The organism is Nocardioides eburneus (genome assembly GCF_040838215.1).
Classification (GTDB): domain Bacteria; phylum Actinomycetota; class Actinomycetes; order Propionibacteriales; family Nocardioidaceae; genus Nocardioides; species Nocardioides eburneus.
Genome location: NZ_JBFPJR010000017.1, coordinates 1 through 23385 on the forward strand (window position 1 = coordinate 1; position 23385 = coordinate 23385).

At 71.0% G+C, this 23385-nt stretch carries 23 protein-coding genes; 9 read left to right on the forward strand and 14 right to left on the reverse strand.

What is annotated here, in order from left to right; translation table 11 throughout:
- Window positions 1-127: 127 nt before the first annotated feature.
- Window positions 128-2719 carry an ATP-dependent chaperone ClpB gene (gene clpB / locus AB3X52_RS11055; protein WP_367994126.1) on the reverse strand — a complete coding sequence of 864 codons (2592 nt, stop codon included), beginning with the start codon at window positions 2717-2719 and terminating at the stop codon, window positions 128-130.
- 219 nt (window positions 2720-2938) lie between these two features.
- On the opposite strand from clpB, the gene AB3X52_RS11060 reads away from it, so the two are divergent.
- The gene (locus AB3X52_RS11060) at window positions 2939-3250 is read left to right on the forward strand and encodes a GNAT family N-acetyltransferase (RefSeq protein WP_367994127.1); all 312 of its coding nucleotides are present in this window, start codon (window positions 2939-2941) and stop codon (window positions 3248-3250) included.
- Window positions 3251-3283: 33 nt separating this feature from the next.
- Here the strand turns inward: AB3X52_RS11060 and AB3X52_RS11065 are convergent, their stop codons facing one another.
- The 5 genes from AB3X52_RS11065 to lepB form a co-directional block, all read right to left on the reverse strand.
- A complete protein-coding gene (locus AB3X52_RS11065; RefSeq protein ID WP_367994128.1) occupies window positions 3284-4162 on the reverse strand; it encodes an Abi-alpha family protein in 879 nt (292 codons plus the stop codon).
- Window positions 4159-5466 (reverse strand): DUF445 domain-containing protein, encoded by a 1308-nt coding sequence (locus tag AB3X52_RS11070; protein ID WP_367994129.1) that lies wholly within the window; start codon window positions 5464-5466, stop codon window positions 4159-4161. Before AB3X52_RS11070 ends, AB3X52_RS11065 begins: the two co-directional genes overlap by 4 nt.
- A 90-nt stretch (window positions 5467-5556) precedes the next feature.
- Window positions 5557-6519, reverse strand: coding sequence for an Abi-alpha family protein (locus tag AB3X52_RS11075; RefSeq protein WP_367994130.1), 963 nt, complete (start codon window positions 6517-6519; stop codon window positions 5557-5559).
- Window positions 6519-7793, reverse strand: coding sequence for a DUF445 domain-containing protein (locus tag AB3X52_RS11080; RefSeq protein ID WP_367994131.1), 1275 nt, complete (start codon window positions 7791-7793; stop codon window positions 6519-6521). The genes AB3X52_RS11075 and AB3X52_RS11080 overlap by 1 nt, the downstream gene beginning before the upstream one ends.
- A 160-nt stretch (window positions 7794-7953) precedes the next feature.
- Complete coding sequence (gene lepB / locus AB3X52_RS11085) at window positions 7954-8598, reverse strand: signal peptidase I (protein ID WP_367994132.1); 645 nt, start codon at window positions 8596-8598, stop codon at window positions 7954-7956.
- 294 nt (window positions 8599-8892) lie between these two features.
- Between lepB and AB3X52_RS11090 the strand changes: the two genes are divergently transcribed.
- The 7 genes from AB3X52_RS11090 (at window position 8893) to AB3X52_RS11120 (ending at window position 13851) form a co-directional block, all read left to right on the forward strand.
- The gene (locus AB3X52_RS11090; protein WP_367994133.1) at window positions 8893-9516 is read left to right on the forward strand and encodes a hypothetical protein; all 624 of its coding nucleotides are present in this window, start codon (window positions 8893-8895) and stop codon (window positions 9514-9516) included.
- A gap of 92 nt (window positions 9517-9608) precedes the next feature.
- Window positions 9609-10166 carry a DUF6114 domain-containing protein gene (locus AB3X52_RS11095; protein WP_367994134.1) on the forward strand — a complete coding sequence of 186 codons (558 nt, stop codon included), beginning with the start codon at window positions 9609-9611 and terminating at the stop codon, window positions 10164-10166.
- Window positions 10167-10225: 59 nt separating this feature from the next.
- Entirely contained in the window at window positions 10226-11167 is a 942-nt protein-coding gene (locus AB3X52_RS11100; protein WP_367994135.1) for a DUF6230 family protein, read from the forward strand.
- Window positions 11168-11178: 11 nt separating this feature from the next.
- Window positions 11179-11643: a DUF6114 domain-containing protein gene (locus AB3X52_RS11105; RefSeq protein ID WP_367994136.1), complete on the forward strand. Its 465-nt coding sequence runs from the start codon at window positions 11179-11181 to the stop codon at window positions 11641-11643.
- Between the two features lie 2 nt (window positions 11644-11645).
- Window positions 11646-12494 carry a hypothetical protein gene (locus AB3X52_RS11110; RefSeq protein WP_367994137.1) on the forward strand — a complete coding sequence of 283 codons (849 nt, stop codon included), beginning with the start codon at window positions 11646-11648 and terminating at the stop codon, window positions 12492-12494.
- Window positions 12491-13225 (forward strand): DUF6230 family protein, encoded by a 735-nt coding sequence (locus tag AB3X52_RS11115; RefSeq protein WP_367994138.1) that lies wholly within the window; start codon window positions 12491-12493, stop codon window positions 13223-13225. The genes AB3X52_RS11110 and AB3X52_RS11115 overlap by 4 nt, the downstream gene beginning before the upstream one ends.
- Window positions 13226-13227: 2 nt before the next feature.
- Window positions 13228-13851 carry a hypothetical protein gene (locus tag AB3X52_RS11120; RefSeq protein ID WP_367994139.1) on the forward strand — a complete coding sequence of 208 codons (624 nt, stop codon included), beginning with the start codon at window positions 13228-13230 and terminating at the stop codon, window positions 13849-13851.
- A gap of 169 nt (window positions 13852-14020) precedes the next feature.
- Here the strand turns inward: AB3X52_RS11120 and AB3X52_RS11125 are convergent, their stop codons facing one another.
- The 6 genes from AB3X52_RS11125 to AB3X52_RS11150 all read right to left on the reverse strand — a co-directional run bounded on the left by AB3X52_RS11125 (window position 14021) and on the right by AB3X52_RS11150 (window position 19938).
- On the reverse strand, window positions 14021-14473 hold the full coding sequence (locus AB3X52_RS11125; RefSeq protein WP_367994140.1) for a heat shock protein transcriptional repressor HspR: 453 nt from the start codon (window positions 14471-14473) through the stop codon (window positions 14021-14023).
- A 2-nt stretch (window positions 14474-14475) separates the two neighbouring features.
- Window positions 14476-15666, reverse strand: a complete 1191-nt coding sequence (gene dnaJ, locus AB3X52_RS11130) for a molecular chaperone DnaJ (RefSeq protein WP_367994141.1) — start codon at window positions 15664-15666, stop codon at window positions 14476-14478.
- 99 nt (window positions 15667-15765) lie between these two features.
- Window positions 15766-16386, reverse strand: coding sequence for a nucleotide exchange factor GrpE (grpE, locus tag AB3X52_RS11135; RefSeq protein WP_367994142.1), 621 nt, complete (start codon window positions 16384-16386; stop codon window positions 15766-15768).
- Entirely contained in the window at window positions 16383-18233 is a 1851-nt protein-coding gene (gene dnaK, locus AB3X52_RS11140; protein ID WP_367994143.1) for a molecular chaperone DnaK, read from the reverse strand. Before dnaK ends, grpE begins: the two co-directional genes overlap by 4 nt.
- 232 nt (window positions 18234-18465) lie before the next feature.
- Window positions 18466-19404, reverse strand: coding sequence for an NADP-dependent oxidoreductase (locus AB3X52_RS11145; protein WP_367994144.1), 939 nt, complete (start codon window positions 19402-19404; stop codon window positions 18466-18468).
- Window positions 19405-19473: 69 nt separating this feature from the next.
- A complete protein-coding gene (locus AB3X52_RS11150) occupies window positions 19474-19938 on the reverse strand; it encodes an NUDIX hydrolase (RefSeq protein WP_367994145.1) in 465 nt (154 codons plus the stop codon).
- Window positions 19939-19987: 49 nt separating this feature from the next.
- On the opposite strand from AB3X52_RS11150, the gene AB3X52_RS11155 reads away from it, so the two are divergent.
- Window positions 19988-20836, forward strand: a complete 849-nt coding sequence (locus AB3X52_RS11155; RefSeq protein WP_367994146.1) for an aldo/keto reductase — start codon at window positions 19988-19990, stop codon at window positions 20834-20836.
- Between the two features lie 152 nt (window positions 20837-20988).
- Here the strand turns inward: AB3X52_RS11155 and AB3X52_RS11160 are convergent, their stop codons facing one another.
- Entirely contained in the window at window positions 20989-21564 is a 576-nt protein-coding gene (locus tag AB3X52_RS11160; protein ID WP_367994147.1) for a hypothetical protein, read from the reverse strand.
- A 245-nt stretch (window positions 21565-21809) separates the two neighbouring features.
- The gene (locus AB3X52_RS11165) at window positions 21810-23306 is read right to left on the reverse strand and encodes an MFS transporter (protein WP_367994148.1); all 1497 of its coding nucleotides are present in this window, start codon (window positions 23304-23306) and stop codon (window positions 21810-21812) included.
- Between the last annotated feature and the right edge of the window lie 79 nt (window positions 23307-23385).

The following is a 23385-nucleotide window of genomic DNA, read 5'->3' on the forward strand; positions in this document are numbered from 1 at the left end:
GAAGCTGTCGGCGAGCAGCGTCATCGTAGTGTAGAAGCTCAACTGAGCGAGGTACCAGTAGCCGTCAGCCCTCGACCTGGTCGGCGTACCTGCACGCCGACCCGGCCGACCATTCACGCAGACGCGGTCAGGCGGTGAGGACCAGCCCGTCGCCGCCCTTGTCGACGACGACCGTGCCGCCGTCGCTGATCTCGCCACCGATCAGCATCCGCGCGAGCGGGTCGCCGATGGAGGTCTGGATCAGCCGGCGCAGCGGACGGGCGCCGTACGCCGGGTCGTAGCCGGTCTCGGCGAGCCATTCCTTCGCCGCGGGGGTGACGTCGATCGTGATGCGGCGTACGGCGAGCCGCTTCTCGAGCAGGCCGAGCTGGATGTCGACGATCCTGGTCAGGTCGGCGAGCGAGAGCGCGTCGAACATGACGATCTCGTCGAGCCGGTTGAGGAACTCCGGCTTGAAGCTCGACCGGACGACCGCCATGACGTTCTCGCGCTTCGTGTGCTCGTCCATCAGGGGGTCGACGAGGAAGTTCGAGCCGAGGTTGGAGGTCAGGATCAGGATCGTGTTGCGGAAGTCGACGGTCCGGCCCTGGCCGTCGGTCAGCCGGCCGTCGTCGAGGACCTGCAGCAGGATGTCGAAGACCTCGGGGTGGGCCTTCTCGACCTCGTCGAGGAGGACCACCGAGTAGGGCCGGCGGCGGACCGCCTCGGTCAGCTGGCCACCCTCGTCGTACCCCACGTAGCCCGGAGGGGCCCCGACGAGGCGTGCGACGGAGTGCTTCTCGGCGTACTCCGACATGTCGATCCGGACGATCGCCCGCTCGTCGTCGAAGAGGAAGTCCGCGAGCGACTTGGCCAGCTCGGTCTTGCCCGTCCCGGTCGGACCGAGGAAGAGGAACGACCCGGTCGGCCGGTTGGGGTCGGCGATGCCGGCCCGGGAGCGGCGTACGGCATCGGAGACAGCCGTGACCGCGTCGGCCTGCCCGATCAGGCGCTCGCCGATGACGGTCTCCATCTCGAGCAGCTTGGCGGTCTCGCCCTGCAGCATCTTGCCGGTCGGGATGCCGGTCCAGGCCTCGACGACCTCGGCGATCTGCTCCGGTCCGACCTCCTCGCCGACCAGCTTCTCGACCGCGTCACCGCTCTCGGAGACCTTGGCGGCCGCCTCGATCTGCTCCTCGAGCGCGGGGATGCGACCGTAGAGGATCTCCGAGGCCCCGGCGAGGTTGCCCTCACGGGTCAGCCGGTCGGCCTCGATGCGGAGCGCGTCGAGCTGCTTGCGCAGCTCGCCCTCACCCTCGAGGGAGGCCTTCTCCTGCTCCCACCGGGCCTCGAGACCCCGCAGCTCCTCCTCCTTGTCGGCGAGCTCCTTCTTGAGCGCCGCGAGCCGCTCCCTGGTGGCCTCGTCGGTCTCCTTCTCGAGCGCGAACTCCTCCATCTTGAGCCGGTCGACCTGGCGGCGGAGCTGGTCGATCTCCTCCGGGGACGACTCGATCTCCATCCGCAGCCGCGAGGCGGCCTCGTCGATGAGGTCGATCGCCTTGTCGGGCAGCTGGCGACCGGTGATGTAGCGGTCGGAGAGGCTCGCCGCGGCCACGAGCGCGGCGTCGGTGATGCGGACACCGTGGTGGGCCTCGTACTTCTCCTGGATGCCGCGCAGGATCTGGATGGTGTCCTCGACCGACGGCTCGCCGACGAAGACCTGCTGGAAGCGGCGCTCCAGCGCCGGGTCCTTCTCGATCCGCTCGCGGTACTCGTCGAGCGTGGTCGCGCCGATCATGTGCAGCTCGCCGCGGGCGAGCATCGGCTTGAGCATGTTGCCCGCGTCCATGGCGGAGTCGCCCCCGGCGCCCGCGCCGACGACGGTGTGGAGCTCGTCGATGAAGGTGATGACCTGGCCCTCGGCCGCCTTGATCTCCTCGAGAACGGCCTTGAGCCGCTCCTCGAACTGGCCGCGGTACTGCGCGCCGGCGACCATGCCGGCCAGGTCGAGGCTGAGCACGCGGCGGCCCTTGAGGGAGTCCGGGACGTCGCCGGCGACGATGCGCTGGGCGAGGCCCTCGACGACGGCGGTCTTGCCGACGCCGGGCTCGCCGATGAGGACGGGGTTGTTCTTCGTACGCCGGCTGAGCACCTGGATCACCCGGCGGATCTCCTGGTCGCGGCCGATGACCGGGTCGAGCTTGCCCTCCTCCGCGGCCTTGGTGAGATCGACGGAGTACTTGTCGAGTGCCTCGTAGGTCGACTCGGCGTCCTGGCTCGTCACCCGGCGGTTGCCGCGGACGGCGGTCAGGCTCTCGCGCAGCCCCTTCTCGGTGAGGCCGGCGTCCGTGAGGACCTTCTGCGCGCTGGACTCGACGGTCGCCAGGCTGATCAGCAGGTGCTCCGTCGCGGCATAGTCGTCCTTGAGGGACGTGGCGAGGGTGAGAGCACCGGCGAGGACGCGCGTCAGCGCCGCCGACGCGGCGGGCTGCTGGACGGTCGAGCCGGTGGCGCGCGGGAGCGCGTCCTGCACCGCGACCGCCCGGCCGGTCAGCTCGTCGGGGTCGACGCCGGAGCGGGCCACCATCGAGCGGGCGGTCCCGTCCTGCTGCTGCAGCAGCGCGACGAGCAGGTGGATCGGCTCGGTCGTGGTGTTGCCGGCCGTGGTGGCCGCGAGCTGGGCAGCCTCGATCGCCTCGCGACTGCGGTTGGTGAACTTGTCGGCCGAGAACTGGCTCATAGGTGGCTACTCCTGAGGAAGAACGTCCGCGAGTGAAGTGTGCTCGCTGTCGATCTCAACGCGCCAGAAGTTGAGTCTGTTCCGCTCAACTTTGGGAATTTTCGAGGTGTCCCACCACTCCGTCGCACGACGGCCCGCGGTCGCCCGCTCGGGGCGCGCACCCGGAGCCGCCACCGAGCCTTCTTGACGAAGCGGCGCCCGGGCAGCAGAGTCGCGCCCATGAGCGAGGTCTCGGTCGTCGACGACCAGGAGAAGCACCGTTTCGAGGGCTGGGTGGGAAGTGAGTTGGCCGGATTCGCGGACTACCAACTGACCGACGAGCTCATCGTCTTCACCCACACCGAGGTGGACGAGGCCTACGAGGGCCAGGGCGTCGGCTCTGCCATCGCCGGTCACGCGCTTGCCGCCGTCCGTGACGACGGCTCCCGCAAGGTGCTGCCGCTATGCCCCTTCATCTCGGGCTACATCTCGCGCCACCGCGAGTTCGTGCCGCTGGTCTACGGCGCCCCACCGTCGACCGCGAAGGACTGACCGCGACCGGCGTCCTGCGACCGGCTCACCTGTTCACCCCTCGCGCGGCTCGACCTGGCTGGGCGCGTCATGCTCGGGGAAGTCGGCCGTGGCGACCTCCTCCGGCTCGATGAGGGTCATCCGGCAGAACCCCTCCCCGAACGGCGTGAGGTGGACCGACCTGCGCACGACCTTGGCGAACTTCACCGAGTGGAGCGCGGCGAGCACGTCGGGCTGAGCCTCGAGGACCTGATAGTCCTCCGGGTCGCGCAGCGGCTCCCGCGACAGCCAGATCAGGCCGAGGCGGAACAGGTTGTTGAGGTAGGCCGGGACGCGCTCGGGATAGCGCACCCCGGCGCGGGCGCCGATCATCGACAGTCCCGGCGCGACCAGCTGGCTGTTGACCAGCCCGGCCGGTCCGCCCGTGCGGATGTCGACGCTGGGCTGAGGGCCGCCCTGGAGGAGGAGCAGCAGGATCCGCGCCTCGTCCGGCGCCAGGTCGTCGAGGATCCGGGCGTACGCCGGATGCCCCTGCTCCTCGCTCCAGACGTCCCGAGAGCGCTCGAGGAGTGCGGCGCCGCGCTCACGCAGCGTCGCCGGCGATGCCTCGCGCACGGAGGGTGAGCGCTGTGCCGCGCCCCGCGGGTCGCTCGCCTCCGGCACGTCGATCGTCGCCGGCGTACCGGTCACGAGGGAGCGGGCGACGTCCGAGACGATCTCCACGGCGCCGACCGCCTCACGCGCGAGCTCGGCCCGGGCGTCGGGGTCGACGACGGCACGCGCGACCTTGAGGCTCGTGCGCAGGGAGGTACGCATCCCCCAGCCGGTGGTCTGCCACGCCGCGCCGGCGGCCACCCGCGCGAGCCCGGGCAGCGCCTCGACCGCCGGCGCCATCTGGGGGACAAGCCCCGGCCCGTCGTCGTCGGTCCTCAAGATCCGGGCGGGAACAGCAGCAAGTGCAGAAAGCCGCCGGCCAAACCCATGATCGCGCCGTGGGCGTAGAGCATCCACTCGTCCTCCTTGATCGCGGCCCGCATCATCTCAACGAAGTCGGCGGGCGGGAGTTCCTTGGTGCGCCGCGCGACCAGACGCTGGATGCGATCCGCCTGCTGCTTGCTGAACTGCGGGTCCTGGAAAGGCACGAGCGTACGGTCCGCGGCCTCCTCGGCCACCGAACGGCTGATCCGGTCGAAGCGCTCGGGGCCCAGCACGACCCGCACGGCGCCACGGTAGGGACCGGCGGCCCGGTCGACGGCCGGCTCGAGCGCGGTGGTGAGCAGCCGCCGGGTGGCGTCGCCGCGCGGCCCACTGAGGAGGAAGTCGCCGATCCGCTCGAGGGTGATGACGTCGGAGGCGATGATGTCGGCATACACCTCGGCGGCCTGGGCCTGGCGGCGCGGGAAGAGGCCGTGCACCTTCACCCCGAGGATGCGCTTGGGCGCGGGCGGCTCGAAGATCAGCCACATGCCGAGGAGGTTGGTCACCCAGCCGACCACGACGCCCATGACCGGGAGGAGCCAGGCCTGTTGGAGGATGGAGTCGACGACCGCGACCGGCACGCCGAGCAGGAACCCGAAGACGAATCCGAACGCGACCATGAGGTTCAGCTCGCGTTGGCCGAAGTCGCGGAAGATCTTGACGACGACGTCGGGGTTCTTCCGGAAGTGCTCGATGACCATGAGCTTGGGGTCGAGCAGCTGGTCGATGTGGGTGCCGATGTCGGTGGTGACCTGACCGACGATCGCGGGCAGCTGCTCCTGCACGCGTACGACGATGGCGTACCGCACCGACAACGGCAGGTCCCGCCACAGCCGCGGGTGCTCACGCGTCATGATCTCGTCGACCAGGGCCGGCACCTCGGGCCGGAAGACCTCGACGATGTGCTCGGCGATCTGCTCGGGCTGGAGCTGTTGATAGAACTCCCCCGGCGTCCCGAGCTTCGCGATCGCCTTGTCGACCGCGATCGAGCCCATCTTGGCGGCGCGTGCCGGGATGATCCCCTGCCAGCCGAGTCCGCCCTGCGCGATGCCGGGGACCTCCTGGAGCTTGCGCGGCAGGATCGACGCGAGCTCCCGCAGGCCCGGCACCCGGGCGCCACGGAAGCGCAGTGGGTAGAAGAGCATGTAGAGGCCGGACCAGTTGATCAGCCACCCGATGACCCCGGTGAACACCGGCACCGTCAGGAGGTGGAACCAGTTGACCCCTGCTGCCCAGTCACGTAGCCACTCAGGCCACACAGATACCCCTCTTCGCTCAGCCCTCCCCGGCCGACCCGGCAGAGACTAGCCGGAGGAGACGACCCTCACACCTCGTGTCCATCGTGACCGTCAGTCGTCGGGCCCCTCCGTGGCGGCCGCGTCCGGCGGCGCCTCGTGGGTCGGCAGGTCGGCGAGCTCGTCGGCGTCGGCGAAGCAGACTCGGGCGAAGTCCTGACCGAACGGGGTCAGGTGGATGCTGCGGCGGATGATCCGGGCCGAGCGCACCGAGTGGACGGCGTCCAGCACGTCGGGCTGGGCCTCGACGACCTGGTAGCGAAGCAGCTCCGCGACCGGCTCGGGCGACTGCCAGACAAGGCCGAGCCGGGTCAGGTTGTTGAGGTACTGCGGCACCGAGTCGGGGTAGCGCACGCTGGCCCGTGGCCCGATCATCGTCAGCCCGCGCGCGACGGCGCGGGCGCCGGTGAGCCGCCCGATGGCGCCACCCTCGCGGACGTCGACGCTCGGCTGCGGGCCGTCCCGCAGCAGCAGCACGAGCAGTCGCGCCTCGTCGGGCGCGAGATCACGCAGGATGGCGGCGTACGCCGGGTGCCGGCTGTCGTCGTCCCACACGTCGCGCGAGCGGCGCAGCAGCTGCTCGCCGTACCTCCGCAGCTTGTCGCTCTCGGACTCGCCGCCGGGGCGGGTGCCGCGGCTCTGGAGCGAGGTCTGCGCGGCCTCGAGCGCCGGCAGGCCCCACCGCTCCACCGCCTCGGAGATCGGCCCACCCTTGGCGACCGACCGCGCGAGCTCGGTGAGCTGGCCCGCGACCGCCCCGAGGTCGTCGCTGAGCCTGGCCGCCTCGCCGGGATCCACCACGGCGCGCGCGACGCGGCCCCAGGTCCGTGCGTAGGCCGCGATGCCCCAGCCGGCGGTGTGGGCGACCGTGACGGCGCTGATCCGGAGCAGGCCCGGCAGCGCCTGCAGCGTCGAGCCGACCGCGCCCGGAGCGGGCGCGGGATCGGGGACGGCGCGGAGCTCGGCGCGCTCGTCGGTGGCCGGCGCGCCACCGGTGTTGATGTGGGCGAGCGACATCAGCCGACCCCGAAGATCCAGAGGTGGAGCAGTCCGCCCGCGAAGCCCATGATCGCGCCGTGGGCGTAGAGCAGCCACTCGTCCTCCTTGATCGCGGCCCGCATCATCTCGACGAACATCGGCGCAGGCAGGGCCCGGCACCGCTCAGCGATCAGGGTACGGATGTGCTGCGACTGGCGCTCGCTGAACGCGGCGTCCTTGAGCGGCGTCAGCGTGTAGTCGACGGCGTGCTCGGCCACCGAGGCGCGGATCGAGTCGAACTTGCGGACGCCGACGGCGACGCGAACCGCGCCGTGGGCCGGCCCGATCGCAGCGTCGACGGCCGGCTGGAGCGCCTCGGCGAGCATCTGCCGGGTGCGGTCGCCCGAGGGGCCGTTGAGCAGGTGGTCGCCGATCCGCTCGAGCGTGATGACGTCCATGGCGATGTGCTTGCCGTAGACGTCGGAGGCCTCCCACTGGCGCCGCGCGAAGAGCGCCTGGATCGTGAACGGCCCGATCCGGACGGGGTTCGGAGGGCTGAAGATCAGCCACATGCCGAGCAGGTTGGTGACCCAGCCGACCGCGATGCCCATGATCGGCAGCAGCCACCACTGGCCGAAGAGCGCGTCGACGAACGCGACCGGGATCCCCAGCAGGAAGCCGAAGACGAAGCCGAAGACCACCATCATCCGCAGCTCGCGCGCACCGAAGTCCTTGAAGATCCGCACGACGATGTCGGGGTTCTTCTCGAAGTTGTCGATGACCATGATCTTCGGGTCGAGGAGCTGGTCGATGTGGTTGCCGATCTCCGCCGTCACCGCGCGTACGACGACGGGCAGTTGGCCCTGCACCCGCTCGATCACCGTGGCACGGAGCGGGCGCGGCAGGTCCCGCCAGAAGCGCGGGTGCTCGCGCCACATGATCTCGTCGACGAGCAGCGGGATCTCGGGCTTGAAGACGTCGACGATGTGCTCGGCGATCACGTCCGGCTCGAGCTGCTCGTAGAACTCGCGCGCCGTCGCCATCTTCGACAGCGCCCGGTCGACCGCGATGCTCCCCATCTTCGCCGCTCGCGCCGGCACGATCCCCTGCCAGCCGAGGCCGCCGCGCAGGATGCCCGGCACCTCCTGCAGCTTGCGCGGCAGCGAGCCGGCCACCTCCTTCAGGCCCGGTACCCGGAACCCGTGGAAGTGGATGGGTGCGAACAGCATCCACAGCCCGGTCCAGTTGATCAGCCAGCCGATGACCGCCGTGAAGACGGGCACCGACCAGAAATGGAGCCAGTTGATCTCCAACGCCCCACGTCCCTCCCAAGACGCCGCGTGCAGTGGCCGCGATGTGATCGCGGCCACTCTCCCTCGGCGGTCAGGGTAGACGTCGTTTGACAGTTTGGGGAGATTTGTCGAGGAACTTCTCTACCAGCGAGTAGCGGATTGCCGGACCGGCCCGGATGGGCTACTTCGCGTGCGCGAGGGTGGCCGGGTCGTCGAGGTGACCGAACCGGCCGAACGGCTGGATGCGGAAGGAGAGCTTGGCCTTGATGCTCTCCTCCGACACGAAGCCGAAGACCCGGGAGTCGGTCGAGCCGCCCCAGTTGTCGCCGATCAGCCAGTAGGACCCGTCGGGCACCGTCTGCCACCGCTTCGCCCTCACGTTGTGGAGGCGGTAGACGCCGTTGTCGCCGCAGCACCCGCCCTGCTTCGCACCGACCTGCCCCGACCAGGCCGGGTTATCGACGACGTACGTCGTCGTGGTGCCGGCGGGGCGGAGGTAGACGACCGGCTTCGCGCCGCCGGCGATGGCGACCCGGTCGCCCGGCAGGCCGATGACGCGCTTGACGATGTCCTTGCCGCCGGTGACGCCGGGGCTGGCCGGCTCGACCGCCTCGACGACGTCGAACCGGGCGATGTCGTGACGGTGGAGCAGGTCGACCTCGAGCCGGTCGCCGTCGTGCAGGGTCGGCTCCATGCTGTGGCCGCTCACCCGCACCGAGAACGCGAGGGAGACGATCACCACCAGGATCGCGAGGAAGAAGACCACCAGCGCGACGACGCCGACCACCATCGCGGCCGAGCCCGTCTCGTCCCTCCGCCGCGCCATCGGCGCATGCCTGCCTGTCACCACGACCCGCTCCCCGTTCGTCCGCAGACCGCCCGACGGCAGCCGCCCCACCCCCGTCCTCCGCGGGGCCGGCGGAACTCTAACCCGCGCCGCAACGAGTCACGACGCGGATCGTTATGGACAAATCGCAAGAAATTGTCCATTGATACTTGACGGTAACCTGTGACGCGAGACACAGTGACGCATGCCGCCGGGGGTATCAGGGTCCGGCAGCATTCCACGCCCGTTGAGGGACGGGCGTCTCACGAGGGAGCATTCATGAAGGAAAAGGGAATGGGTCGCACGCGCCTCGGGCGCTTCGCGGCCATCACCGTCCCGGCCGCTGTGGTCAGCGCCGGGCTCGGTGTCGCCATCGTGCAGGGCATGGTCTCGGCGACCATCGCGTCGGCCGATGACTTCAGCCTGAGCGCCAGCTCGATCTCTGCGTCCGGCCTGGCGGTGCGTCCCGGCTTCGCCGGCGCAGGTGCGTCGACGGATGACTCGAAGAGCAGCGTCGTCGCGGAGGTCTCCGGGGCGAAGGCGCCCGACCTCGGCCTCGAGCTCACCAAGTCGCTGCCCGTCTTGGGGAGCCTCGACCTGAACGTCTGCCTGGCCTCCGGCTCGACCAACTTCGATCTCGGGAGCGTCACGCTCAACGCCGCGGACCTGAACGCGACCGGCGCGGACTCCGCGATCGCGGACGTCAAGGTCGGCACCACCCAGTCCGCCGCAGGCATGACGGCCGACAGCGACACCGGATATGACGCCGACGGCTTCGCCCTGACCGGTGGCGCCGCGACGCTCAACGGGCTCAACGCGGCGGCCTACTCCGCGACCCTGCCTGACGGCCTCTCCGGCCTTTCCGGCCTGGGGATCCACACCGCCTTCGGCGCCAAGGGCTCGGCCCAGGCCTGCTGATCGCCCGCGGGTCCGCCCGCACCTCGTGTCCGGGCCGGTGATCCGGCCCGGACACGGCACCGCTCGACCTTTCGGATCCTGGAGGGGGACCCGTGACCAACCCGCTCACCACCGACAACACCGTGCTCGGCTCAGCCGCCGAGACCGACGCGGACGGCACGGCCGAGGCGCAGGGCGCCCCGCGGCCCGGCTTCCTGACCCGCGCCCGCCGGGGCCTACGCCGCTGGCGACGCTCGCGTCCGTTCTGGGGCGGCCTCGTGCTGATCGCGGGCGGCTACTTCGTCATGGACCCGATCCTGGGCGGCTCGTGGAAGTTCTTCGTCCAGACCGGCGTCAGCGCCTTCGTCCCGGCGCTGCTCGGCGGCGTGATGATCGCCGCCGCCGTGACCGCGATCGTCAAGCCGGCCCAGCGCCACTTCCCGGCGATCATCGCGATGATGTGCTCCGTCGCGTCGCTGCCGCTGGCCAACCTCGGCGGCTGGATCATCGGGATGCTGCTCGGGATCGTCGGCTCCGGCCTGGTCTTCGCGTGGACCCCCTACTCCGACAAGCAGCTCGCCAAGCTCGCCGACAAGGCCGAGCGCAAGCAGCAGCGCAAGGACGCCCGAGCGGCCCTGCGCACCGGCAAGCAGACCGCCACGGCGGCCTGACCTGCCACCGGGGCCGCAGGAGGGTGCGGCCCCCGTTCTTCGAGGGAGCAGAGCAGCACATGAAGCACACCAGGCGCCGCTTCGAGCGGCGCGAACGCGCATGGGGTCAGTCGTCATGGGGTCGGCTGATGTGGGCCAGGGCGACCCGAGCGGCCCAGCGGCGGACGCTCGACGCCGTCGATGCCGCCACGTCGCGGTCGCAGCAGATGATGGACAGCGCCACTGCGACCCGACGTGGCACCCGCCGCCGCGCCATCCCGATGATGGCCGGTGGCCTGGCCGCGCTCGCAGGGATGTACTCCCTCGTCAGCGCCAACGTGCTCGCGGTCAACTTCACGACCATGAACACCGCGATGCAGGTCAACACGAACTACATCACCGGCCTGTCGGGCGCGGGCTACCTCGACACCCAGACGAAGCAGGACGGCTCCGCCGGCGTGGCCGAGATCGGCTTCAAGACCGCGAAGCTCAGCGGGCTGTGCGCACTGGCCGACCAGCAGATGCTCGGTGTCGACTACACCGTGATGATCATGGCGGGCGCGCCGGTCGCCGACCCGCTCGCGACGCCCGGCGACAGCAACGTCACCACCGACGGCGCCGGCAACGCGATCAACCTCAAGGGCGGCGACGGTGCCGACGCGGGCGACCTGGCCGACAACCAGACGATCCCCAACGTCACCGCCTCCAACCTCTTCCTCTCGGCGGCGGGCCTGACCGGCTACGGCAACAAGATCTCCGGCCTCTACCTCGGCGAGAACGCCACCGCGGTCAAGAACCACGCCGGGTTCGACTCCTCGGTGACCGACCCGATCTTCGGCGGCACCGCGACCGCCGGCGCCTTCGGCCTGGAGGCGGACCACCTCAACGTGTCGGGCACGAGCGCGTCGTCGTACGGCATCAACCTGCAGGGCCAGATCACGCTGCCGCGCCTCAAGATCAAGGTGCTCAGCGGCACGGCCTCCAGCAACCGCTCCGCCTGCGACACCCAGGCCACCTCATGAGCGCCGGGCTGATGACGGAGACGACCCCGTCCCGCGTACGCCGCCTGGCCGGCGCCACCCGACGCGGGCTCGGCGGGGCCCGGACGTGGTTCCGCGCGTGGCGGCGTACCCGCCCCTTCTGGGGCGGGCTGCTGGCGATCGCCGGCGGCGCGTGGATCCTGCGGATGATGACCTTCAAGCTGGTCTTCCTCGTCGCCAGCGGCTGGGGCAACGCCTCCGGCTACGTGCTCGGCGGGGGGATGGTGCTCTTCGGCCTCGTCTCCTGGTTCGCCCCGCTCTACCGCGCGCTGTCCGGTCTGGCGGTCGTCGGCATCGCGCTCTACGCCTTCGTCGCCGCCAACCTCGGGGGCTATCTCGTCGGCACGCTCCTCGGCATCATCGGGGGCTCGATGATCTGGGCGTGGGGTGAGAAGAAACCGAGCCGCCGCGAGCGCCGCATGCTCGCCGGTGGTGGCGACTCCGCCGTGGAGGAGTAAGCATGGCCCTCCTCCACGCTCCGCGCCGCGGCGCGCAGCGGATGGTCGTGCTGGCCGCGGTCCTGCTCTTCGGCTGCGTGATGCTCGTCGGGCCCGGCGGCTCGGGCGAGCAGCAGGCGAAGGCGGCCGCCCCGAACTTCCCCTTCGCCTGCGGTGCCAGCGACGCCAACCGGCAGACCTTCGCCCTCTCCACGGGCTCGGGGACCAGCACCAGCGGCTCGATCACGCCGTGCCTCTCCGGGAGCGAGCTCGAGCTGACCCTCGGCAGCGGCAGCGCGAACGTCGCCTCGATCCAGGGGATGACGAAGGTGCAGAGCTCTGCCGTCACGGTCAAGGACGCGAACGGCACGGCGATCTCCAACATCTGGCACATCGCGTTCAAGAACTTCACCGTGACCAGCGACAGCGCAGGGACGGTCCTGAAGACGATCGCCGGCACGGCCGCCGCGGGCAGCCAGGGCGCCTACACCCTGACGCTCACGCCGGGTGGCAGCCCACGGCCGGTCTTCGGGGCCGGCTCCGACGTCATCACCGACATGTGGGTCACCGGCGACAGCGTGGTCAAGATCGACCTGTCGGGCTGGTCGATCCTGGCGGGCACCGCCTGCGGCCTCGCCGGCGGGAGCGGCCCGACCCTGCTCAACCCGAGCACGCCGTGCACGGTCACCGTCGCCAACCTCGGGGGCGACCTCATCGCCCTGCTGGCGGCGATCGGCGCGGACACCTACAACCTCAAGCAGGTCGACCTGAAGTTCTACTACCTCGTCACCCACAACAGCAGCGGCGGCGTTCCGAGCGGTGACGCGCTGCAGTTCCCCAACACGACAGTGGCGGTGAGCCCGAACCCATGACGACATCCGTGGCGACCAGGACGAGCCCGGCACCCGAGCCGCGGAACGGCACCCGGTGGGGCCGCGCCGGCATGCTTGCGACCGTGGCCGCGGCCGCCGTCGTGGGGATAGCGACGCTGGTCGACCAGCACGTCCTCGCCCTCTATCTCGACATCGACTCCGAGGCCTCCCCCGCCTCCTTCAACACCACCGCACTGGTGGGCCAGGACGTCGGGTTCGGGATGGTCCCGACGAGCGTGAACGGCACGCAGAAGTCGGTCCTGCGCGCCGGCTTCGCCTCGGCGACCCTCGACGGCTTCTGCCTCTCGCAGACGCAGAGCCTCGGCGCCCTCGGCTCCTTCACCCTGAAGGTCACCGCCGGCAACGGCACCTCGGCGACCGACATCTCCGCGAGCAACGCCAGCTTCGACCTGGTCAACTTCACGGCGGCCGACGCCGGCATTGTGCTCTCCGGTCAGGACCAGATCGGTCTTGCGACCTCCGACATCACGACCACCAAGACCGGCACATCCTACGACAGTAACCCCCTCGGTGGCCCGGAGACGAGCTACGGCAAGGGCTGGATCGGCATCGATGCCAGCAAGGGGAGCTTCACCAAGCTCAAGGGCAAGCTCTACAGCGCGCGGGTGCTCGGCAACATCAGCCTGCCGCGCCTGAGCATCAAGGCGTTCTCCGGCACGAGCGGCGACGCGTCGGCCTGCGACGCCGCCACGACGGCGTACCAGAACTAGCCATGCCCACCCCACCCCTCCGGCCCGGGCACGTCTCGCTGCGACGGTTCCTTGCGCTCGTCGTCCCGGGCGCGCTCGCCGCACTGCTCTTGGTTCCGGCGATCGTGCTCGGCTGGGTGTCGGTGACCATCGCAGCGGCACGGCCGATCGCGATCTCGGCGAGCCACGGCACGGCGCGGTCGCTGGTGCTCGGTACGTCGACGGACCAGGCCGTCACGGGCACCAGCCTGCCGGGTGAGAACGCCAGGGCGGCCGCGGTCGTCAACGTGACCTCCACCGAGCTGGACGACCTCTGCCTCCTCCCCCGCTTCGAGCTGCCGCTCCTCGGTCGCGTCATCGGACTGCGCCTGAGCACCTCCGACCCGGTGCACCTCGGGAGGATCACCCTGGCCGCCTCCGAGGGGGCCGCCGCGGGTCTGGACCTTCCCGAGACCGTCGTCGGCACGGCCTCGCTCGGTGGCAGCCAGGTGCCCGGCGTCGGCACGGGCGGCTTCGTCGTGCAGAGCAGCGGCGGCGAGGTGGACTTCGACGGTCTCGACATGCCGACGCTCGGGCTCGTCCTCAACGACGGACTGCGCCTCGACACCCTCAGCCTGCGGGCCGGGGTCGGCGACCAGCACTGCTGAGACGGGAGAGCCCCGGCGCGGCCGTCTCGGTTTCGACCGCGCCGGGGCGGGCCCGGGATGTTGAGAGCGCTCTTGGGGGTGGCTCGGACGTCGCGGGACGCCCTCACTATCCGCCGACCCGGACCGCGACGCACCAGAGGTCGAAAGAGAGTTTGCCGACGGCCACCGATCAGCGGCCTCGGCGCCAGACCACCACGGCCTGCCCGGGGTCGGGCTGCCGGAGAGCCGGCAGCCTGCTCTGCGGCGTACGCCGGGCGTCGGCGCTCGCGGCGGCAGCCTGGCGCAGGGCCTCACGGGTCGCCGCGAGCTCGCGCTGGAGCTCGTCGTTGCGGGCCTGCAGGGCGGCGACGCGGTTCTCGAGGTCGAGGATGCGGCGTACGCCCTCGATGCCGATGCCGGACGCGGTCAGCTCCGAGATGGAACGGAGCAGCTCGATGTCGCGGTGGGAATAGCGGCGGCCGCCGCCGCCCGTGCGGCCGGGGGTGATGAGCCCCATCCGCTCGTAGGTCCGCAGGGTCTGCGGGTGGAGCCCGGTGAGCTCCGCGGCGACGCTGATGACATACACAGCAGCGTCGGGACCGGGGTTGTAGGACCCCGCTCCCGACGGCTTCCGCGCGGCCATGCTCAGACCTCCGCCTGCTCGAAGAGGTTGCTGCGCAGCGGCTTGTGGGCGGTCGCGTCGCGGTAGGCCTCGACCGCCTGGCGGGCCGCGTCGTCGAGGTGGGCCGGGACCTGGACCTCGACGGTCGCGAGCAGGTCACCGACGGTGCCGTCGGAGCGGCGGGCACCCTTGCCGCGGACCCGGAAGGTCCGGCCGTTGGGAGTGCCGGCCGGGATCCGCAGCGTCACCGGAGCACCGGTCAGCGTCGGGATCTTCACCTCCGCGCCGAGCGCCAGCTCGTCGAAGGCGACGGGGACGTCGATGGTCAGGTTGTCGTCCTTGCGCCCGAAGACGCGGTGAGGCGTGACCCGCACCGTGACGTAGAGGTCGCCGTTGGGTCCGCCGTGCTCACCTGCGGCGCCCTTGCCCTTGAGCCGGATCCGCTGGCCGTCCTTGACGCCCGCGGGGATCCGCGCCGAGATGGTGCGCGCCGACGTCCCGCGACCGGTGCCGTGGCAGGTCGGGCAGGGCTCGTCGTAGATCAGCTGACGGCCACCGCAGCGCGGGCAGGTCTCGTTCATCGAGAAGCCGCCGCCGACCGACTGCACGACATAGCCCGCGCCCTCGCACTCCGGGCAGACCCGCGGCTTGGTGCCGGGCTTGCCGCCCGTGCCGTTGCAGTCCGGGCAGGCCGCGTCGCTGGTGAGGCGCAGCGAGATCGTGACGCCCTCGAGGGACTCGGTGAAGCCGATCGTGGCCGACGACTCGACGTCGGCGCCCTTGGTGGGGCGAGGGCGGGAGGTGGTACGACGCCCGCCGAAGCCTCCTCCGAAGAGGTCGCCGAACATGTCGCCGAAGCCCCCACCAGCACTGCCGCCGGCACCGCCGGCGTTGCCGAACAGGTCCTCGAAGTTGTAGCCACGTCCACCGGTGGTCGACCCGGCCCGGGGGAAGCCTCCACCCGCGTAGAGGTCGCGGACCTCGTCGTACTTCTTCCGCTTCTCGGAGTCCCCGACGACGTCGTAGGCCTCGGCGACCCGCTTGAACTTCTCGTGCTTCGCGGTGTCGTCGGGGTTGGAGTCGGGGTGGTTGGCGCGCGCCAGCTTGCGGTAGGCCTTCTTGATCTCGTCGGCCGTCGCGTCCTTCTTCACACCCAGCTCGGCGTAGAAGTCCTTGTTCACCCAGTCGGCCCGGATGCCGTCCTGGTCAGCCATGCGTGCGCCTCCCTTCTGTCTTCATCATTCCTCACCGATTCGCCTCGACAGGCTCGGCGCGTGGGCGCCGAGCCTGTCGAGGCCTTGTCTCGGTTCCCGTCACTCCGGGTCGACGACCAGCACCTGAGCGGCCCGGACGACCCGGTCGCCGATGCGGTAGCCGGCCTTGGCCAACACCTTGATGGTCGTCTCCTTGACCTCCGGGTCGGTGCCCATGTGGCTGAGCGCCTCGTGGAGGGTCGGGTCGAACGCCTCGCCGGGCTCGCCGAAGCGGGTCAGGCCGAGGTTGGCGACGATCCGCTCGAGCTGGTCGGCGACGGCCTTGAAGCCGCCTTCGACCTCGCCGTGCTCGCGTGCCCGGTCGATCGTGTCGAGCACGTCGATGATCGGGCTGAGCACCTTGAACGTCGCGTTCTGGCTGATCAGCTCGCGGTCCCGGTCGACCCGGCGCTTGTAGTTGACATACTCCGCCTGGAGACGCTGGAGGTCGGTCGTCAGCTCGGCGACCTTCTGCTGCGCGTCGGCCAGCGGGTCGCCCTCGGCCTCCACAGACTCCACCGACTCCTCGGGCTCACCGGTCCCCGCCGACTGCGGCGGCGCGGCCGTGCCCTCCGGCTCCGTGTCGGCCTGGGTGTCCGGTCGGCTGTCGGCCCGGGCCCCGGCCGAGGCCGCCGGGGCGGTCTCCTCGGCCGGGGTCTCGGTCGGACGCTCCTCGGTCACTTGCTCTCACCGTCGCCGGGCTCGTCGACGATCTCGGCGTCGACGACGTCGTCGTCGGCCTCACCGGTCGCGCCGGCCGAGCCACCCGCCGCAGACTGCTCCGCGTCGGCAGCGGCGTACATCGCGGCACCCATCTTCTGGCTGGACTCGCCGAGCTTGGTGATGGCGCCCTTGAGCGCGTCAGCGTCGGTGTCGTCCTTGCCGAGCAGCTCCTTGAGGGCGTCGAGGTCGGTCTGGACCTCGGTCTTGACGTCCTCCGGGATCTTCTCGCCGTTGTCGGTGAGGAACTTCTCGGTGGTGTAGACGAGGGTGTCGGCCTGGTTGCGGACCTCGACGGCCTCGCGACGCTTGGCGTCCTCCTCGGCGTACTGCTCCGCGTCACGGACCATCCGGTCGATCTCCTCCTTGGAGAGGGCCGAGCCGCCGGAGATGGTCATGGACTGCTCACGGCCGGAGGCCTGGTCCTTGGCGGAGACGTGGACGATGCCGTTGGCGTCGATGTCGAAGGTGACCTCGATCTTCGGCACGCCGCGCGGCGCCGGCGGGAGGCCGGTCAGCTCGAAGTTGCCGAGCGGCTGGTTCTCCGACCACATCGGGCGCTCGCCCTGGGCCACCTTGATCTCGACCGACGGCTGGTTGTCGTCCGCGGTCGTGAAGATCTCGGACCGCTTCGTCGGGATGGTGGTGTTGCGCTCGATCAGGGTGGTGAAGACACCGCCCTTGGTCTCGATGCCGAGGCTCAGCGGCGTGACGTCGAGCAGGAGGACGTCCTTGACCTCGCCCTTGAGGACACCGGCCTGCAGCGCGGCGCCGACGGCCACGACCTCGTCGGGGTTGACGCCCTTGTTGGGCTCCTTGCCGCCGAGCAGCTCCTTGACCAGGTCGGTCACGGCCGGCATCCGGGTCGAGCCACCGACGAGCACGACGTGGTCGATGTCGGCGACCTTGACCCCGGCGTCCTTGAGCACGTTCTGGAACGGCGTCTTGGTGCGCTCGAGCAGGTCGGCGGTGATCCGCTGGAACTCCGACCGCGACAGGCGCTCCTCGAAGTGGAGGGGGCCGTTCTCACCGTGGGTGATGTAGGGCAGGTGGATCGTCGTCTCGCTGCTGGAGGAGAGCTCGATCTTCGCCTTCTCCGCGGCCTCCTGGAGGCGCTGGGCGGCGATCTTGTCGGCGGCGAGGTCGACGCCGTTGGCGTCCTTGAACTTCTTCACCATCCACTCGACGATCCGGTTGTCCCAGTCGTCGCCACCGAGGTGGTTGTCACCGGAGGTCGCCTTGACCTCGACGACGCCCTCACCGATCTCGAGCAGGGAGACGTCGAACGTGCCACCACCGAGGTCGAAGACGAGGATGGTCTGGTCGTCGCCCTTGTCGAGGCCGTACGCCAGCGCGGCGGCGGTCGGCTCGTTGACGATGCGCGCCACGTTGAGACCCGCGATCTCGCCGGCCTCCTTCGTGGCCTGGCGCTGGGCGTCGGAGAAGTACGCCGGGACCGTGATCACCGCGTCGGTGACCGGCTCACCGAGGTAGGCCTCCGCGTCGCGCTTGAGCTTCTGGAGCACGAAGGCGCTGATCTGCTGGGGGGTGAACTTCTTGTCATCGATCTCGACGGTCCAGTCGGTGCCCATGTGGCGCTTGACCGACCGGATGGTCCGGTCGACGTTGGTGACCGCCTGACGCTTGGCCACCTCGCCGACGAGCACCTCGCCGGACTTGCTGAAGGCCACGACGGACGGGGTCGTACGCGCACCTTCCGCGTTTGCGATGACGGTGGGCTCGCCACCCTCGAGGACCGAGACGACGCTGTTCGTCGTACCGAGGTCGATACCGACCGCACGTGCCATGGTGTTGCTACCTCCGAAGTACGGGTTGTTGCCCCTCGCGGGGTCCTACGGCCCCGGTTCCCCGGGGTTGCTGCTGGATCTGTGGGCCATCCTGCGCCACTGCGACGAGTCTGGCAAACAACTTGAGTCTGTTCAACTCAACTTTGCTCACTGAGTGCAACGGAGGTCTGTGGCGGATCATTCCCGCTCTTCCCGACAAGATCCGCGCGGCCCGGCGGCCCGGCGCCTCAGGCTAGGAGAAGTCCAGGACCAAGCGCCCGCGGACACCGCCCGCCTCGAGACGGCGATGCGCCTCGGCCGCCCGAGTCGCGGGTACGACGTCGGCGACCCGCAACGTCAGCACGCCCTCCTCGACCTGCTGACGGAGCCGGTCGAGGAGGTCCCGCCGCTCGGCGACCTCGCGGACGAACACGGGAAGCACCCGCACCCGGGTCTCCCCCTCGCCGTCCCAGCCGCGGACAGTCGCCATCGCGCCGCCGTCCTTGACGGCGGGCACCACCTCGGCCTGCTGGACGGAGGCGTCGACGAGACCGTCGACCCCGTCGGGGAAGGCGTCCCGGATCGCCTCGACGACCTGGGCACCACGCGGGACGACGACGTCCGCACCGAGCCCACGCACGAGCTCGACGTCCTTGTCGGCGGCGTCGGCGACGACCCTCAGGCCGTCCGCCTTCGCCAGCTGGATGACGTAGCCGCCGAGCGCCCCGGCCGCGCCGGTGACCGCCACGACGTCACCCGGGGCGAGATCGAGCAGGTCGAGGGCGAGCCGCGCGGTCAGCCCGTTCATCGGGAGCGTCGCCGCCTCGGCCTCGGTCACGCCCGTCGGAGCGGCGACGACCGACCCGACCGGCAGCACGATCTCGTCACGGTAGGCGCCGTGCGCGCCCGCGGGGACCACGATCGCCATCACCGCGTCACCGACAGCAAGGTCCGTCACGCCGTCGCCGACCTCGGTCACCGTCCCCGCCACCTCCATGCCCGGCACGTCGCCGACGCCCTCCGCTCGGTCGCCCCGGGCCCTCATCCCGCTCCGGACGCCCGTGTCGGTGGGGTTCACCGTCGCTTTCCCCACGCGGACGCGGACCTGGCCCGCGCCGAGGGTCTCGGCCGGGACGTCCAGCTCACGCAGGACCTCGGGACCGCCGTACTCCGTCACTCCGATTGCTCGCATGGGTTCCGTTGTAGCGCGGCGGTCCGCACCGCAGGGCGCGTCTGGTCAGGGCCGTCGCGAAAGGGCGCGTCAGGACGCGTCCGCGCGCCCGGCCGCGAGCAGACGCAGGCCGGTGTCGACCATCGACACCCGCGGCAGGTCCGCCACCTCGGTGAGCGGGAACCAGCGCGCCTCGTCGGTGCTGCCGCCGACCTCCGCGGTGAGCTCGCCGCCGACGATGCGCGCTCCGTAGAACACGCGCACCGCCTTGAACGTCCGGTCCGTCGGTCGCTGGCGCCCCTCCGGCGGGATCACGTCGGTCTCGAGACCCAGCAGCCCGGTGAGCTCGACGTCGTACCCGGTCTCCTCGCGGACCTCGCGGACGGCGCCCTCCTCGGGTGTCTCGTACAGGTCGACGCCGCCGCCCGGGAGTGTCCAGCGCTTGCGGTCGGCCGCCTCGTTCCACAGCGCCAGCAGCACCTGCCCGTCGCGCACGATCACGGCGTACGCCGCCAGCCGGGTGTCGTACTCGGTGTAGTGGAGCTCCTCGGTCATCCCTCCATCATCTCGGAATACATCCCAGGCGGTGGGGTTCTGGACAGACATGAGCGTTCCTACGATCACTCTCAACGACCAGACGACCATCCCCCAGTTCGGCGTCGGCGTGTGGCAGGTGCCCGCCGATGTGACCGAGCGGGTCGTGAGCGAGGCCCTGGAGGTGGGCTACCGCCACATCGACACCGCGCAGATGTATGGCAACGAGGCCGGCGTCGGCGCCGCGATCAAGGCGAGCGGGCTCGCCCGCGACGAGCTCTACGTGACGACGAAGCTGAACAACAACAACCACGAGCCGGCGCGGGCCAAGGCGTCCCTCGCCGAGTCGCTCGACCGGCTCGGCCTCGACAAGGTCGACCTCTTCCTCATCCACTGGCCGCTCCCGACGCAGTACGACGGCGACTACACCGCCACCTGGCAGGCACTCGTCGAGCTGCAGGAGGAGGGGCTCGCGACCTCGATCGGCGTCTCCAACTTCCAGCCGGAGCACCTCGACACCATCGTGTCCCGCACCGGCGTGGTCCCGGCCGTCAACCAGATCGAGGTCCACCCCTACTTCGGCAACGAGGCCGCCCGGGCGGCGACGCTCACACACGGCGCCTTCGTGGAGAGCTGGTCACCGCTCGGTCAGGGCGGTGGCGAGCTGGAGGACCCGGCCCTCGTCAAGATCGCGGCCGACCACGGCAAGACCCCGGCCCAGGTCGCACTGCGCTGGCAGCTCGAGCGCGGCGACATCGTCTTCCCGAAGTCGGTCCGCCGGGAGCGCCTGGAGGAGAACTTCGCGGTCTTCGACTTCACCCTGACGCCGGAGGAGGTCGATGCCATCAGCGCGCTCGACAAGGGCGAGACCGGTCGGACGGGTCCCAACCCGGACACGTTCGACTACATCCCGGGCTGATCAGCACGGCGAGACCGCCGCGCGGGGGAACTCGTCAGGGAATGCGGCGGGTTGTCAGGTGTCTCGTCGCCTGACAAGCGCCCGTTTCCCCTGCCAGCCGGGGAAATGCGACCACCTGCCCGGTGCCGCGGGGACAGCCTCGCGGCGCCGGATCAGCCGATGGTGACGGTGACGACGTTGGACAGGGCGCCGGAGTCGATGTCCTTCATGCGGAACTTCTGGGCCCCCGCACGACCGGTCTGCACCTGGGTGCTGAACTGGCCGCCGGAGACGGCGACGTCGGGGATCCCGAAGTCCTCCCAGCCGGCGCCGGCGGTCTTGCGCTGGAGGCGGAGGATCTCGCCCTCACCACCGGGATAGATCCCGCTGAGGTCGAAGAGCTGCATCGGCGCGGCCGACACCTGGCTGGCCTGCAGGGTGATCTTCTTCTCCGGCGCCTTCGTCTTCTTCTTCGACGGCTTCGACGTCGGGGTGTCGGACGGCGCAGAGGTCTCGGACGGGTCGACCGACAGCGTCACGAGCGGGTCGCTCGGGGTGTCGGTCGGCGAGGGCGTCGGCAGGTAGAGCGACGCGCCGTTCCGCGAGGAACTGGTGCTGCTCTTCCCGCCGATGCCGAGCACGTGGGTCGCAGCGAGGGTCACCACGCCAAGCACGAGCCCGACCGCGACGGCGACCGCCACGAGCGCGGTCAGCCCGGCAAGGATCGGGTGCTTCTCGTCCTGGTCCACGATGGTCGTCCCCCTCGGTCATCAGGCCTGTCCGGCGGTATCAGCCGGCGTCCGCCATGGCTGCCGGTGTCAGCGCGCCCATTGTCGGGGACGGCACCAAGTCCGGCCAAACCACTCCGACTCGGCCGCCCCTTCTGCCACGTCGGCGGGCGCTTCCACCCACGCGCGCACGGCGGGTCAGGCGCTCGTCCCGGTCACTCGGTCCGGTCACTGAGCCCGGTCACTGAGCCCGGTCACTGGCCCGGTCACTGGGCCCGGTGCCGCCCGCGCCCACCGGGGAGCAGCGGCTCTGCCGCCTCGTCCGCCACCGAGGGCCGCGCGTGGGTCGCCGTGGTCGGCGACGGCAGCGCGGGGTCGCCGTCGAGCCACGCCTCGAGGTCGGGCACCCGCAGCCGGGCGCCCGACAGCGCCGGGATCGCCAGGGCCGCCGCCAGTCCCGCCGCCGCGACGATCGCCATGACGAGCAGGCCGGTGTCGATCGCGCCGCCGACCGACGAAGCCGCGGTCGCGAGTGCCACAGCGACCGGCGCGACGGCGTACGTCGCCACCGACCGCAGCAGCTGGACGAGGGCGAAGGCGCGCGCGAGGTCCGTGGAGGCCAGCCCGAAGCCGGTGAGGAAGAGGCCCGGCGAGACCGTGGCCGCCGCGCCGAAGCCGAGCAGCAGCATCGCGACCACCGGCGCGCCGGAGCCGCCCAGCGGCAGGGCTGCCGCGCCGGCCAGGGCCACGAGGCCGACGTCGACGAGGACCGGCACCCAGCGCGTCCGGAAGAGCCGCCAGAAGACCACCGCGCCCACGGCGGCGCCGACCGGCATCGGCCAGCACGCGGCCGCCAGGTCGGTCGGCGCGCGACCCGCGACCTCGGTCAGCCGGGTCTCCAGCAGTTCCAGGACGGTCACGAAGACCGCGCCGCCCACCATGGCGGCCAGCATCCCGGTGACCGGCAGCTGGGTGGCGAGCGCCCCGACGGGCACGAGCGAGTCGTTCTGCCGCGACTCCACCGCCAGCAGCGCGACCAGCGTCGCCAGCCCGGCGACGAGCGGCAGCAGCACCTCCCACGAGCTCAGCGGACGGCCGGCCACGAGGGAGGTGCCGACGAAGATGGCGGTGGTGCTCAGGACGACCAGCACGAGCGCCGGCCGGTCGATCGGGGCCTCCGGCTCGACGGGCTCCCAGACGTCGTACCCGAGCAGGGCGATGACCCAGCCGAGCGCGCCGAGCACCGCGCACGCACCGAGCAGCCAGCGCCACCCGTCCCCGGCGGCGACCAGGCCACCGGCGATGGGGCCGAGCGTGCTCGCGCCGAAGAGACCGACGTTGACGATCGCCGCACTGACCGGCACACGGGCCGCACCGAAGCGGGTCACCAGCGGAGGCAGCGAGGTGATGAGCATGGATCCCGCCCCCAGCCCCTGGAGCACGTGGCCGACGAGGAAGAGGGGGACGTCCGGGGCGAGGGCGGCGAGCGCCGAGGCCACGACGAAGACGGCCTCCGCGACGAGGAAGATCCGACGCTGCACGATTCGCAGCGCCAGCTGGGCCGCGAGCACCGCGCCGACGGCGTACGCCGCCCCGCTCAGGCCGAGCGCGAGCGAGACCCCCGTCGTGGAGCCGCCGAGGGCGCGGGTGAGCACGTCCTGGAGCGGAAGGAACGCGGTCGAGAGCACGACGTTGGGGACGAGGCCGAGCAGCGCGATGCCCACCGCCAGCGAATAGCGCCCGCGGAGCCGCTCTCCGGCCACCGTCGTCTCCTCCCGGTCCGCACGTCCGGGGTGGGGTACCCGGCCGGCGTGGGACGGATGCGACCGGCTCGGTAAGCCC

Bases quoted from the DNA above. Each gene is read 5' to 3' on its own strand.
- clpB (WP_367994126.1), bottom strand. From the start codon at position 2,719: ATGAGCCAGTTCTCGGCCGACAAGTTCACCAACCGCAGTCGCGAGGCG.
- AB3X52_RS11060 (WP_367994127.1), top strand. From the start codon at position 2,939: ATGAGCGAGGTCTCGGTCGTCGACGACCAGGAGAAGCACCGTTTCGAG.
- AB3X52_RS11075 (WP_367994130.1), bottom strand. From the start codon at position 6,519: ATGTCGCTCGCCCACATCAACACCGGTGGCGCGCCGGCCACCGACGAG.
- lepB (WP_367994132.1), bottom strand. From the start codon at position 8,598: ATGGCGCGGCGGAGGGACGAGACGGGCTCGGCCGCGATGGTGGTCGGC.
- AB3X52_RS11090 (WP_367994133.1), top strand. From the start codon at position 8,893: ATGGGTCGCACGCGCCTCGGGCGCTTCGCGGCCATCACCGTCCCGGCC.
- AB3X52_RS11100 (WP_367994135.1), top strand. From the start codon at position 10,226: ATGAAGCACACCAGGCGCCGCTTCGAGCGGCGCGAACGCGCATGGGGT.
- AB3X52_RS11105 (WP_367994136.1), top strand. From the start codon at position 11,179: ATGACGGAGACGACCCCGTCCCGCGTACGCCGCCTGGCCGGCGCCACC.
- AB3X52_RS11110 (WP_367994137.1), top strand. From the start codon at position 11,646: ATGGCCCTCCTCCACGCTCCGCGCCGCGGCGCGCAGCGGATGGTCGTG.
- AB3X52_RS11115 (WP_367994138.1), top strand. From the start codon at position 12,491: ATGACGACATCCGTGGCGACCAGGACGAGCCCGGCACCCGAGCCGCGG.
- AB3X52_RS11120 (WP_367994139.1), top strand. From the start codon at position 13,228: ATGCCCACCCCACCCCTCCGGCCCGGGCACGTCTCGCTGCGACGGTTC.
- AB3X52_RS11125 (WP_367994140.1), bottom strand. From the start codon at position 14,473: ATGGCCGCGCGGAAGCCGTCGGGAGCGGGGTCCTACAACCCCGGTCCC.
- dnaJ (WP_367994141.1), bottom strand. From the start codon at position 15,666: ATGGCTGACCAGGACGGCATCCGGGCCGACTGGGTGAACAAGGACTTC.
- dnaK (WP_367994143.1), bottom strand. From the start codon at position 18,233: ATGGCACGTGCGGTCGGTATCGACCTCGGTACGACGAACAGCGTCGTC.
- AB3X52_RS11145 (WP_367994144.1), bottom strand. From the start codon at position 19,404: ATGCGAGCAATCGGAGTGACGGAGTACGGCGGTCCCGAGGTCCTGCGT.
- AB3X52_RS11150 (WP_367994145.1), bottom strand. From the start codon at position 19,938: ATGACCGAGGAGCTCCACTACACCGAGTACGACACCCGGCTGGCGGCG.
- AB3X52_RS11155 (WP_367994146.1), top strand. From the start codon at position 19,988: ATGAGCGTTCCTACGATCACTCTCAACGACCAGACGACCATCCCCCAG.